This is a genomic window from uncultured Paraglaciecola sp. (genome assembly GCF_963977085.1).
In the GTDB taxonomy this organism is placed as follows: Bacteria; Pseudomonadota; Gammaproteobacteria; order Enterobacterales; family Alteromonadaceae; genus Paraglaciecola.
In genome coordinates this window covers 22,195-34,487 of sequence record NZ_CAXBNC010000006.1, presented here as the reverse complement: position 1 = coordinate 34,487, position 12,293 = coordinate 22,195, and the positions used below count along the sequence as shown (strand labels likewise).

Annotated in this window: 11 protein-coding genes and 1 pseudogene; 7 read left to right on the top strand and 5 right to left on the bottom strand. The window is 40.5% G+C overall.

The features are described 5' to 3' along the window. Positions 1 to 675 (top strand): hypothetical protein, encoded by a 675-nt coding sequence (locus tag AAC000_RS08900; protein WP_339721940.1) that lies wholly within the window; start codon positions 1 to 3, stop codon positions 673 to 675. A 577-nt stretch (positions 676 to 1,252) separates the two neighbouring features. Here AAC000_RS08900 and AAC000_RS08895 read toward each other — a convergent pair. Next, positions 1,253 to 2,242 (bottom strand): helix-turn-helix domain-containing protein, encoded by a 990-nt coding sequence (locus AAC000_RS08895; protein ID WP_339721938.1) that lies wholly within the window; start codon positions 2,240 to 2,242, stop codon positions 1,253 to 1,255. Between the two features lie 144 nt (positions 2,243 to 2,386). Between AAC000_RS08895 and AAC000_RS08890 the strand changes: the two genes are divergently transcribed. Next, positions 2,387 to 4,291 carry a beta-ketoacyl synthase gene (locus AAC000_RS08890; protein ID WP_339721937.1) on the top strand — a complete coding sequence of 635 codons (1,905 nt, stop codon included), beginning with the start codon at positions 2,387 to 2,389 and terminating at the stop codon, positions 4,289 to 4,291. A 93-nt stretch (positions 4,292 to 4,384) separates the two neighbouring features. On the opposite strand, the gene AAC000_RS08885 is transcribed toward AAC000_RS08890, so the two are convergent. Beyond that, the gene (locus AAC000_RS08885) at positions 4,385 to 4,747 is read right to left on the bottom strand and encodes a hypothetical protein (protein WP_339721936.1); all 363 of its coding nucleotides are present in this window, start codon (positions 4,745 to 4,747) and stop codon (positions 4,385 to 4,387) included. Between the two features lie 270 nt (positions 4,748 to 5,017). On the opposite strand from AAC000_RS08885, the gene arfA reads away from it, so the two are divergent. The 4 genes from arfA to AAC000_RS08865 all read left to right on the top strand — a co-directional run bounded on the left by arfA (position 5,018) and on the right by AAC000_RS08865 (position 7,645). Beyond that, on the top strand, positions 5,018 to 5,221 hold the full coding sequence (arfA, locus tag AAC000_RS08880) for an alternative ribosome rescue factor ArfA (RefSeq protein WP_339721934.1): 204 nt from the start codon (positions 5,018 to 5,020) through the stop codon (positions 5,219 to 5,221). A 253-nt stretch (positions 5,222 to 5,474) separates the two neighbouring features. Further along, entirely contained in the window at positions 5,475 to 6,302 is an 828-nt protein-coding gene (locus tag AAC000_RS08875) for a transcriptional regulator (RefSeq protein ID WP_339721932.1), read from the top strand. After that, on the top strand, positions 6,303 to 7,199 hold the full coding sequence (locus AAC000_RS08870; RefSeq protein ID WP_339721930.1) for a fatty acid desaturase family protein: 897 nt from the start codon (positions 6,303 to 6,305) through the stop codon (positions 7,197 to 7,199). A gap of 23 nt (positions 7,200 to 7,222) precedes the next feature. Beyond that, positions 7,223 to 7,645 (top strand): PaaI family thioesterase, encoded by a 423-nt coding sequence (locus AAC000_RS08865; protein WP_339721928.1) that lies wholly within the window; start codon positions 7,223 to 7,225, stop codon positions 7,643 to 7,645. 457 nt (positions 7,646 to 8,102) lie between these two features. On the opposite strand, the gene AAC000_RS08860 is transcribed toward AAC000_RS08865, so the two are convergent. After that, positions 8,103 to 10,484: a chondroitinase-B domain-containing protein gene (locus AAC000_RS08860; protein ID WP_339721926.1), complete on the bottom strand. Its 2,382-nt coding sequence runs from the start codon at positions 10,482 to 10,484 to the stop codon at positions 8,103 to 8,105. Between the two features lie 226 nt (positions 10,485 to 10,710). Here AAC000_RS08860 and AAC000_RS08855 point away from each other — a divergent pair, with 226 nt between their 5' ends. Continuing rightward, entirely contained in the window at positions 10,711 to 11,091 is a 381-nt protein-coding gene (locus AAC000_RS08855) for a hypothetical protein (RefSeq protein ID WP_339721925.1), read from the top strand. A gap of 95 nt (positions 11,092 to 11,186) precedes the next feature. Here the strand turns inward: AAC000_RS08855 and AAC000_RS08850 are convergent, their stop codons facing one another. Then, positions 11,187 to 11,798 (bottom strand): hypothetical protein, encoded by a 612-nt coding sequence (locus AAC000_RS08850; RefSeq protein ID WP_339721923.1) that lies wholly within the window; start codon positions 11,796 to 11,798, stop codon positions 11,187 to 11,189. A gap of 202 nt (positions 11,799 to 12,000) precedes the next feature. After that, positions 12,001 to 12,114, bottom strand: a pseudogene (locus AAC000_RS08845) (excalibur calcium-binding domain-containing protein); the annotation flags it as partial. Positions 12,115 to 12,293: the final 179 nt, after the last annotated feature.

Sequence of the window (12,293 nt, the reverse complement as noted above, 5' to 3'; positions counted from 1 at the left end):
ATGTTGCAATACAACAAAAACAAAGTTGACAATAACCCCAAAATTAGCGAAAAGCCGCCAATCAGTAATATTGTGATTGAACAGCTAACTCTGCCGCCTGTGCCCAAAGCTCTCGCCAAGGCACAAACAACGACAACAACAAAATCAAAAGCTGAAGAACAGCCGCCAGAACCCAAAAATGAAAAAGTGACACAATCACCCACAACAAACCAGCAACAAGTACAACAGGTCTACCAACAGCTCAGTGATCAGGGAGTAGATATACAAATTGCCTGGCCACAAAATATGTCTATTAACCGTGCCGCATTAGATTTTATGTATCAATGTGCGGGCATGCAGTTTGCGGTGTTAATGGACAACAATATCACTAAGGTCAATCAGTTTAGTTTAAGCAATTACAGTGACTGGATACGCGTCGCCCAAGGTAATTTGTCACAAAAAGAACAACACTGGTTAACGGCCTATGCCCTAACAGGTACACCAATTAGATTGTTTCCAAGGGAAATAGATTTACGCTTAGCGCAACATTTAACAGTTGCCTTAAGAGGCGCGCCTTTAGTGAATTTAAGAGCCAACTACCAAGTGACTGATCAAACACTACTTCTGAATAACATCCAGTTAAACCAACAAACTGTAAAAGGCAGTTGGCCGCTTTATCGGGGTAAGTGTGGATAATCACCCAGATAGTTCTTTTTGCTCATTGAACACTTCAATTTAGAAGTTTAAATACCGTTTATTGCTTTGGTGAATGACTGTTTTGAGCGATCAGAAGACAGCCGACGACGTTCACGCCTATTGCAGGTTTACTTAGATTGCAGTCAGTGACATCCTCTCGAATATCTACCGTCTGCAATCTGTTATAAACGCTAACTCGGCAAGCGAGACATGACTGTCGGGAAATGGCACATTTGAGTAATTCGGGTTTGGGCGATAAGCAGAGAATAGTAATAATAAAAAGCAAATGACTAAAGCTTCTCACCACAGAGTGCACCGGGTGCCGGGTGCCGAGCACCGGGTGCCGAGCGCCTCGCTGCACAGAAAAAAGAGATTAAAGACCCTAAATATCTTTTCCTCTGTGCTCTGTGCTCTGTGCTCTGTGCTCTGTGCTCTGTGTGCGCGACACCCGGTGTCCTCCGAGGTTCAATATTTTTGCTTCAAACTACCACAGGAATGACAGGTATTGGCGCATAACGATAAGTACCGAAAATCCCTGATTTTCTCTTAACTAAAGTTGCCGTAGAAACTAAGAAACTCAATCAGCAGTAAACAATTTAGCCCGCACTGTTGCTCGGTATTCACGAGGCGAGGTGGCCAGTAGTTTTACAAACAAAGCGGTGAAATGCCCTACATCTTGGTAGCCAATTTTGTCTGCTACTTCACTGACGTTTAGATTGCTGGTTTGCAATAAATCTTTGGCAATTTCTATTCTTACTCGTTGTAGATATTGTAGCGGTGTTTGTTCTGTGGCATTTTTAAAGCGACGGTTAAAAGTACGTACACTCATCTCAAAACGTGTTGCCACTTCACTCAAATTAATCTGGCGATGATAATTATCTTGCAACCATATTTGCGCCTGCACTATTTCCTCATCGGGATGCTGTTTGGTGCTACCTTCAAAATAACTGGTGTTTTCATAAGAACGGCGGATTTCATGTGAAAAATTTCGCTCAACAAAACTGGCTATGGCTTCACCATAGAGTCGTTTAACAAAATGTACTGTGAGATCAGCCATTGCATTTACGCTGGCCGAGCAATACAAGTTGCCAGCCTGTGTAATAAAATATTGGCGTTTGAGTTTAACCCGCGGATAGTCTCGTTGAAACTGATCAAAATAATGCCAGTGTGTAGTTGCGGGTTTATCGTTGAGCAACCCCGCCTCGGCTAAGAAACAACACCCCGTGCCCACCGCAGAAATCATCGCGCCATTTTCATATGCTGTGCACAACCAATCTAATATTTCTGGGTGTTTTTTCACAATTGGCCGCGGGTTTCGCCATAGTGCTGGCAGGTAAATAATATCGCTGTTGCCTACCTCTTGCAGTTCAGTATCGGGCATTAATGAAAAACCAATACTGGTGTTAACGGCTAACTTATTGATCGCAGTAGTTTGAATCAGCACGGCTTCAGCATGGCTACCACCTTTTACACGAGCCGCACTTTCAGCGGCCCTTAACATTTCAAAAGGCAAGGTAGTGCTGGTAGCCAGCATATTGTCACAAAGTAAAAAGGTAATTTTATGCACAAGTCGATTTTGTTTTTTACTGTATATTCTGCAAAGATACCGAAACATTGGCTAAAATACCAAGACTTATGGCCAATATAACCCTGCCAGAACACAAACCAAGGCATTACACTGCTGTTCATTCAAGCTTTAGGTATTTTATGTATGTCATTATTGCCCGTTATCGTTGGATTTGGTGGCTTTAACGCCGCAGGTCGCAGTTCGTTTCATCACGCTTACAAACGAATGGTGATTGAAAGTTTAGCTGCCAGTGAACGTCAAGCAACCATGCTAGGTTTGGCCACTATGATGAAATTAGTGCGCTGCGAAAATGGGATCTATATTGACAACAACGAACAATCTTTAACTCCTGAAGAAGTTGTTGAGCATTATTCAGAGCAAATACTAAATTCGACACTTATTCGCAAGATTGAAAAAAGTCACTTTGATGTTGACGCTGTTCATTGGCAGAAAAACCTCTCTCTACGCTCCACTGATAAACAAGGTATTTGTTTTGAGGTAAGTCGCAAACAGTTACCTGATCCTTTGCCTGCTAACTGGCAGATGAGTGATATCGATAAAGACACAGTTAAAATTGAAATTATCGGTGAAGTTGAGTTCAAGGCTGATAGTTATCGTGAATGTTCAGTAAAAGTTGCCGGACAACTACCAACAGGGTTTAACCCTGAAGATCACTATAATGCTCGCTTCCATCCCCGTGGTTTACAAATGGCTATCATGGGTGCTTCAGACGCCATTCGCTCATTGGGCATGGAGTGGAAAACAGTTGTGGACGCTGTCAAACCTGACGAAATAGGCGTTTACGCCAGCAGTGGTATGTCGCAACTTGATGAAAATGGCAACGGTGGCATGTTGCAGTCACGGTTAAAAGGTGGCCGAGTCAGCACTAAGCAGTGTCCTTTAGGTTTAAACAGCATGCCAGCTGATTTTGTGAATGCTTATGTATTAGGGAGCGTAGGCCACACTAGTGCCATTGCAGGTGCGTGTGCCAGCTTCCTTTATAACCTTGCAGCGGCAATTGAAGATATCAATAATGGCAAACGTCGGGTGGCGGTTGTTGGCAATGCCGAGGCCCCAGTATTACCGGAAATCATTGATGGTTATGCCACTATGGGCGCGCTGGCCAGTGAAGACAATTTAAAACGTTTAGACCAAACTGACACAGTCGATCACCGCCGCGCCAGTAGACCATTCGGCGAAAACTGTGGTTTCACCATAGCCGAATCCACTCAATACGTAGTGTTAATGGATGATGCCTTAGCCATTAAGTTAGGCGCGGATATTCATGGCGCAGTCAGTGATGTGTTTATTAATGCTGATGGTTATAAAAAATCCATATCTGCACCGGGTCCTGGCAATTACATCACTATGGCTAAAGCGGTCGCTGCTGCGAGAGCGATTGTAGGTGACGAGTCGATTCGTGAACGTTCATTTATTCAAGCCCATGGTTCGAGTACGCCTGCCAACCGCATCACTGAGTCGCGGATCTTTGATGAAGTGGCCAAGCTATTTAATATTAAAGACTGGCCAGTTACCGCGCCAAAAGCCTATGTGGGCCATTCGCTCGCTCCCGCCAGTGGTGAGCAACTGATGGTGAGTTTAGGTGTGTTTAAACATGGCTTTATCCCCGGTATTAAAACCATAGATAAAGTAGCAGACGATGTATTTGATGCACGTTTGCATATTTCAACCACTGACATTAATAAAGGCGCCGGAAATGTCGATGTCGCTTTTTTGAACTCTAAAGGGTTTGGTGGCAATAATGCTACAGCGTCAGTATTGTCGCCTAACATTGTCGAGGGTATGTTAGCCAAAAAATACAGCGCTGCTGACATTGCTTCTTACGAGGCTCGCAGAGAACAAGTACGTGAAAATGCTAACGTCTATGACCACAAAGCCAATCAAGGGCAATTTGATACCATTTATCATTTTGGTCAGGATCTGATCGACGAGAACAACATTCAGATGACCAATGAAGAAATTCGCGTACCGGGATTCGCCAAGCCGATCAACTTAAAAATTACAAACCGTTTTAAAGACATGATCTAGAGACTGTTGCTTAATGGGACTGTTTTATGCCCCGAGGAAACTCGGGGTCGTTAAAACGGAACAAGAGTGATAAACCAGCATTCACCGTGGATATCATTTTTTACTGTTTTCTATGGGCTCAGGTAATTTTCGAGCAAGAATAAAGGAATCGATAATTGCCACTCCCCAAAATCCCAGTAATAGAAGACTCGCAAGGTGCGGCGCTTCACTCGCACTACCATATAGTTGCGAGGATATCTCAGCCATGATTCTGCTTATATCGAATGGCATTTTCCCACTGACTAACTTTTCACTAATATCATTAGCAATACCCATAACAAAGGTCATTAAAACGTACAAACACCCCGCTGAAAATATAGAGAATACCGCCCCTCTTAAGGTGCTTTTTAAGAAAAAATGCCCGCAACCAGGGAAGATAAACGCAGATATTAGCGCTGCTTTTGTTGCTCTATGCATTTACTACCTCAGTATGATGTCTCTTCATTCTTGTTCAACGACCTGTTTTTAGTGACATATTCAAAGCTATCCACTATTGACAAGTAGAACGCCTGATAGTTGCCAAACCTTAGCAACTTTAACCCTTTGCGAAAGCTAATTGTAACCTCCCTTTCCCCTCTAGATTGGTAAATATATATTATAGGTCCCCTCTATTATCCTCTAGGCAATAAGCGATATAATAAGTAGGCATTATTTTAGTGTGATGCATTAACTTTAAAGGATAAAAAAATGAGTAAGCAGAAAAAGTCATCAGCGAAAGCCGATACCAGTGCAACAGATTTGGGGCGCGGAATCATTAAAGATAATTTTCTCGCCGCGTTAGTCACATCAAAGCAGTATAAGTTACAAGTTATGCAAGCCAAAAAAGGCAAAGGTTCGTATCAACGTAAAGCTAAAAATCTAAGACAAGAGTCTTATTTAATAGCGGCTTAAGAGCATACTTAACGCCGCTATTAAATAAGGTTTTTAACTTCCCTTCCCCTATCTAAAGACTCAAAGAAAGGATAACTGCCCGTTATTCACTAGCACTGTACTTTTAATAAAGGACATATTTTCATTTCAATCATTTACTAATTTGCTTTTTACAGCGATGGACTAATACCTCCACTTGCCAATATTACATCAATTTGCATATTTTGTATTTTATAGTAATACTAGGTACTTCAACTCTCTTACAGGCTGGCTAATGCATATTAAAACTCACATCACGCCTAAATCCATCATTCTTAATGTGTTGCGATTAACCCGTGGACATTATTGCCAATCGGCAAAATTGATCGCTGTTGGAGAGTTATTTGATTTTAAAGCCAGCACTGTAAGGGTGGCACTAACTCGACTCCTTAGTGCAGGAAAACTAGAAACCGACGGTAGCAGTGGTTATCGGTTGAGTGCAAATACAGACTTATTGAGTGACTACATTGAGCAGTGGCGGCTAGGAGACTTACGACGAGGAGACTGGCAAGTTGATGGTTGGTTAATGGTTATATTGCCGAGCAACCCCGACCGTACAATTCGCACAGTAAGCCAAACAACTTTGCAATTTTTTGGATTCCGCAAGGCCAAAAACAAAGTCTGGGTTCGCCCGAATAATTTGCTTCCTACCTTGAATGATTTACGAGACTTGTATCAGTTAGTGGGACTCGAAAAAGAAGCCTTATTATTTAAGGCTTCTGATATACCTTATCCCGAGCAGTTTATTTGGGAAAGTACCCTATGGAACACCGAAGACTTACAATTCACTTACGAACAGCAACTAGTCAAATTAGCCAAAAGTAAAGCGCGTCTCCATAAGCTCAAGATTAAAGATGCACTGCGGGAAAGTTTTATTATTGGTGGAGAAACCATTAATTTACTAGTTAAAGACCCGCTGCTCCCTGACGAAATGTTTTGTACTCCTAAGCGAGAAGAGTTGCGTCATGCCATGTGTGAATATGATGCCTGTGGCCATAAAATTTGGACCCAGTTTATGGGCGACGCCTTAGAGCCTAACCATTATCAAAACGAGGAGAAATAGATGAAAGCCCATGACATCCTCAGCAGGCAAGAAATTCTCCAATTGATGACCAAAAATAACCTACGCGCCACTATATTGATAATGAACAGTTGGGCATGGGTAATAGCAGCCATGGCACTGGTAGCCATATGGACTAATGTTGTCACTATCATTTTGGCGGTGTTAATAATTGGTGGGCGGCAACTAAGTTTTGCGATTCTAATGCATGATTGTGGTCATAACAGCCTTTTCAAATCTAGCAAACTCAATCAGTTTGTTGGCACGTGGTTGGCGGCAGCCCCTATATTCTCTGATATGCAGACTTATTCGCGTCAACATAGCCTTCATCACAAAGACGTAGGCACGGCTAAGGATCCCGACCTAGGAAACTATGCCGGTTATCCCGTCAGTAAAATGTCGTTATTCCGTAAAATATTACGGGACTTAAGCGGATTAACTGCACTCAAATTTTGGTTTTATATACTGAAAACAAGAGCGCAAGACAACAAAAGCATGGTCACCAACATCGCCTTTTGTAGAGGTTTGGCAGTCAATTTGATGTTATTCTTAAGCTGTTACTTAGCTCATGTTCCTTGGCTATATTTGCTTTGGTTGCTGGCTTACAACACCACTTACTTTCTATTTTTACGCATCCGCCATGTAGGTGAACATGCAGCCGTACCCAATCCACTGAGTCGCAATATGTTTGAAAATACTCGCACCACACTCTCAAGTTGGTGGGAGCGAATAATAGTCTGTCCGGTATATGTGAATTATCATATTGAACATCATTTATTACCCTCAGTGCCCCCCTACAATCTCAAAAAAATGCACAACTGGCTAGTAGCTAAAGGCGCATATAAACACACACCTTTACCCTCGGGATATATCGCCATGCTACGCAGTGTGGTTAATTAATAGCAACCAGAACCAAGAAATATATGAATAATAAAAACAAGATAGTGCAACAAATAAACGCTCAAGCCCCCAAGTTCATTGGCATGCTGGGTGGTGAGCTAATTGATTTTGATGCTGACAAAACCGCTTGTACCTTTGAATTTAATATCAGCAAAGACTTTTGCCATTCAATTGATATCGTTCAAGGAGGCTTTGTTACTGCCATGCTTGATGCCGCAATGAGTCATGCTATTTTTATTGGCGCTCAAGAGATGATAAATGTTTCCTCTCTCGAAATTAAAACTTCTTACCTTGAAGCCACTCGGGCTGGAAAGCTTCGTGTTGAAGGTTGGGTCATAAAACAGAGCTACAAAACAGCCTTTATGGAAGGTCGAATTTATAATCAAGATAATCAGCTAACGGCAACGGCAAGCTCGGTCGCTAAAATTGTACGCACGTCTAAATAAAAGACGTCAATATAATGGTTTTGATTCTTTAGGCTTGCTGTGATGATTCCGCTACAAAGACAAATAGACGCTTCTATTCAGAAGGCGCCTATTGAGTCCACAGGTTATTTGTTGCGAATAAATTGAGTTTTGATTTTTTTGCGGAACATAATTAGAAAACCCCATCCGGTTAACAATAAACCGCCAGGTTCTGGCACATCAGTCACCAATTACCTAAGACACTTTTTCAGTATTATCTACAGTGCATAATGTGACAAATTGCCTTTTTATTTGGCAACAAAGTTGCATCCAAGTGCTGCAAGAAAACTCAACGAAAAAAATACGAATTAAAGATGAGCCGCTAAAATATAGGGTAATCAAACACTAGTAGTTATTTTGGCTGTCACTACTCAGACAACTTTATTTGAAGTGTTTAGCTCCTGATATCCATCAGGAGCTAATATTCAGTCGATTAAAATCAGTACATCAATTTTAATTTTAAGTTTTGTACAATTTCCACTTTGCCTGAGTTGCTAATTTTATTATCAACGGGTTTCTGCCCTTTATCACCCCAAAGGATGGCAATCAATTTAACAGGGTTATTTTTAAAGGTATTGCCTTCTAGTACTAAATTCACTATTCCTCGATTCTTAATGAGGGTGCCACCCTTTTCACCCGATTGAGTCACAGTATTATTTGCAAAAACTAAGTTTCCACCAATAGTCGATTCGTCATAACCACCTCGGTAATAATCTATAACTGAGCCAGAAACATTAATAAAGCTAGTGTTTTTAATGGTAACAAACTCAGAGTTGTAATCACCCTTGTCGTTAGTTTCTTGATTTAATAGAAAACCGTTTTGAGTATTCTTGATGATTGAATCTAACACCACTATGTTGTCAGCAAATGAACCTTTAGAGACTTCCAAGACATTCTTAAAATCAGAAATTTCAGAGTTGTTAATCGACAAATCATACGCTTTAGACATGTACTTATCTAAAGTAGTAAATGCATTCTGATTTTTATTTCCTTTGATAATAACGTGATCTAATAATAAATGCCCTTTGGGTTGCATAGAAAAAGCAGTATTTTTTGCAGTGAAATTAATGGTCGATTTATTGTTTTTATCAGCCGAAACAATGGTAATTTTTTTATCAATATCTAGAGTATCTGTAACTGAGTAGTCAGAAGTCGTTAACTCAATAACATCACCAGAGCTTGCCCTTCTAATAGCGTTAGATAACTCACTTGAGTTAGCAACCTTAAACACCTTAGATTCCCTAGGTTGCTGTTCTGCAGAAAACCACGTTGTTCCGTACTTTGTTTTATCAACTAATACGCTGTTTTTTGACAGTGGACTGATAGTGGCTCCAACCGCCTGGTTTGATGCTCTTTTAGCTCCAAATAAATCTGTTTCGATCTTATCAAAATCAAATCCGTTATAAACCTCAGAGTGGTTAGTGGATGGCACTAAAAAACCGTCAGATATGGTTTTCATTATTAATGCTTGTTTAACAATGCCATCTGATTGTACGTCTGTTTTATTATCATGATTAGATATATTGTTTTTAAAAGTCACTCCATCCACTTTGTCGTAATGATAAATGGGGTATTCTGCTTTGGCTGAGTTATAAATTAGGTTATTGGCGAAGAGCGTACGAATAGGTCGTGCTGAGCGTATTTCAGATTTTGGCAGAACGGCACTTTGATCAACATTTGAGCCAACACTAAAATACCAAGGAGTGGGCGACTCTATCCAAGAGTTGTAAGCCACAACAGTATCAGTCACTTGGTTATATCTATTTAATGGTGATTTAGGGATGCCATTCATAACAGCAATTGGTGCTCTGAATTTTTCACCTTTTAGTTTATAAAAATAGTTATTGGTGATCCAATGACCGGTATTGATCACCCGAATACCACCAAAAAATTCTGATTCACCATCACCAATAAACACATTGCCATCTATGGTGGCGTAATTGCCATGACGCAACACTAAAGAGCCTTCACTTTCAAAGAAAATATTGTGTTTGAAGACATTGAAATTAGATTTACTTGAAATAATTTCGACTTCACCATTACAACGATCAAAAAAGTTATTTTCAATATTGGTGTAAGACGGTGTCATTGACGTGCTGCTATCACCAATTTGCATGGTTTCACCATGAGGGCCGCCCTTTCTTGGTCTTGGTCCAAAATGATTATTCACAATTTGATGATGGTTATTGACGTGTTGATTACCCTTTAACTGCACCATGACTGTGGGACCAAAGTTTGATTTACCGGCAATATAGTTGTTACTTAACTCATTGTGTTGCCCCCAAAACTCTACCCAATGATCGGACACATCTCGATCTAATTGCGTAAATTCTTCAATAACACTGTTGGTTACTTTCGAGTGGAAGGCAATTTTTTCATCATCAATTTTGAAACGAATAACGGCTTTTGATGGTGTGTAACCATTTCTAAAATGTAGGCCTTCTACAAAAAGGTACTGACCGCCAATTTTGAGGTTTGATTGCCCTTCTATGAACACTTTACCCGCGGTTTCCGCCCTTAAAACAATTGGGTTCTCTGCAGTGCCTTCTCCATAGAACTCAATTTCGATGTCTTGATAAGTCCCGTTTTTAAAGACTATATTATCGCCTGCATTGGCGTTTTTAATGGCTGCGTTTAATTGTGCTTCATTACTGACTAAAATGTTTTTTGCAGTTGCCAAATGAGCAACAACTAACAATAAAAATGCACTTATGACTAACAATGACTTGTTCATACTATCCTTTATATTTAATCGATAATGTGAGTTCACAATAGTCATATTTGTTGTGCTACGCAATACACCCATCGACAATTCGTCCATACCCGTATCCCAAAAGCTAAGAGTGAACACAACAATAGAGGTTAGCGCTGATTAGCTTTAATTGAGACAACAATTATTAAATGCACAGCCTCCTCAAAATGCCCAATCATGACTACAATGAAAGTATTCCTTGAAGATAAACTAACAATGCAGATTGATTAAACACAACCACTGTATATAATAACAGTAATTTACTTTATTACAGTCTTAACAACGGTGCGATCAAATGTCCAAATCCTTCATTTCAGAACCCGTTCAACTTAGTCTTGATGAAATTTATAATGCCATATTAGCTAAAGAACGTGATTACGCGACGCAACTCTACGCGCAATTTAAAGGCATTACTCTAGCTCGTGCTGAGCAAGCTATGTCAGTGATTTATCGGGTTTTCCACCTTGGTTATGAAGATTGTCTTCACAATGTCAGCATTGATGATATGCCTGGCTTTGAAAATAAAATGTACGTAGATGTGTGGCAAGCTGGGTTTGCTTATGCGCTTAAATTATCCACATTTAAAGTAAAAAATAAAAAGTTTAGCACAAGCTCAACGGCATTAATTTGTAATGAACGAAGGGGTGAAATACGCCAAGTTAACCTTGCTCCTTAAGAACTGAAGTTACATGCTCTGTTGGGTACACTACCCACTTCGGGTTCAAGTATTACTCAATTCATAGCGGTGTTTTTGTCGTACCACTAGCGTAATTAAATATAAATCCATCCACCATTCGCTTGTTCTTTGCTGATTTTCCAGGTTCGTTCGAGCGAAAGTGCCCCAGGGATCCTTTGGGATGGTGTTGTTTTTGCGATGTCGTATAAACCAGGAACGTATAATTGATGTAAACGCCTAGCGGCAATGTTGTTATGTGCTTGCATATTTACACTCCCTAAGCCATCGGGGTGTTGTACCGATACATTATTACCCAAGCCTTTATATGCTAACAAAGGTTTATCTACCCTAGCGCGTATGAGTACCCCCATATCACTCCATTCGGGCGGGACACAACAAAGTACTCTTGCTGCCATAGCAACATGCACATTTTTTTGCTGAGCAAAACTGCAAAGTTTTTCAAATTCCCCTGATTCTACCCACCATCCCCCAAGTATGGCTTGTGCTACGTCAACCTGACTACTTGCAAATCGCCAAATAACGGTACCTGACTTTAGTTTATGTTCTTGAGGGGCAAGCATGCCACCAGTTTTTGGATGGGCAACAGTGTTACCATATTGATCAACAAGTAACGTCTTTCGGGTGTCTATACCCATAGCTTGCTGACGGGCGCCAACATGACTAAATGCAGCAGAATTGGCGTACATGATGTTCTCCATAACTGACTGATAGCTAAGTTTGCATTTATCATATCGTTCATTAACCAAGCAGTCTATCGATAAAAAAACTACCCTTACAATTCACCTTATATTTTTAGGTTACAGCCTCCCTTAATATGTTGGCATGAATAAGACCATCTGAAATTATCCATGCTAGGGCCAATCAGAATGACGTGCACATTCCATTTTTTTACCAACTACAATGCTGTCTTTCACAAGGTACATTATCGTTATCCCCATCTATTTTAACATTAGGGCAATGAGCCAAATAATACTTTGCTTCGTCACAAGAGGTCATTTGACTGGATTGGCTGCATTCTAAGGGATTCGGGTGACTGGTTAATTTTTATTCGATTGAGACAGTTCTATTTATAGACTTTGTGAATAATGCCGTTTATTGTCCTATCTCACAATATATGGTTTCCGCTTATATTATTTAACTTTAACTCAGTAGACTTGCTATGTCTGGCCACACTGAAAAGC

Excerpts from the sequence above, each read along its gene's own strand:
- AAC000_RS08890 (WP_339721937.1), top strand. The coding sequence starts at position 2,387 with ATGTCATTATTGCCCGTTATCGTTGGATTTGGTGGCTTTAACGCCGCA.
- AAC000_RS08855 (WP_339721925.1), top strand. The coding sequence starts at position 10,711 with ATGTCCAAATCCTTCATTTCAGAACCCGTTCAACTTAGTCTTGATGAA.
- arfA (WP_339721934.1), top strand. The coding sequence starts at position 5,018 with ATGAGTAAGCAGAAAAAGTCATCAGCGAAAGCCGATACCAGTGCAACA.
- AAC000_RS08850 (WP_339721923.1), bottom strand. The coding sequence starts at position 11,798 with ATGTACGCCAATTCTGCTGCATTTAGTCATGTTGGCGCCCGTCAGCAA.
- AAC000_RS08860 (WP_339721926.1), bottom strand. The coding sequence starts at position 10,484 with ATGGACGAATTGTCGATGGGTGTATTGCGTAGCACAACAAATATGACT.
- AAC000_RS08885 (WP_339721936.1), bottom strand. The coding sequence starts at position 4,747 with ATGCATAGAGCAACAAAAGCAGCGCTAATATCTGCGTTTATCTTCCCT.
- AAC000_RS08875 (WP_339721932.1), top strand. The coding sequence starts at position 5,475 with ATGCATATTAAAACTCACATCACGCCTAAATCCATCATTCTTAATGTG.
- AAC000_RS08900 (WP_339721940.1), top strand. The coding sequence starts at position 1 with ATGTTGCAATACAACAAAAACAAAGTTGACAATAACCCCAAAATTAGC.
- AAC000_RS08870 (WP_339721930.1), top strand. The coding sequence starts at position 6,303 with ATGAAAGCCCATGACATCCTCAGCAGGCAAGAAATTCTCCAATTGATG.
- AAC000_RS08865 (WP_339721928.1), top strand. The coding sequence starts at position 7,223 with ATGAATAATAAAAACAAGATAGTGCAACAAATAAACGCTCAAGCCCCC.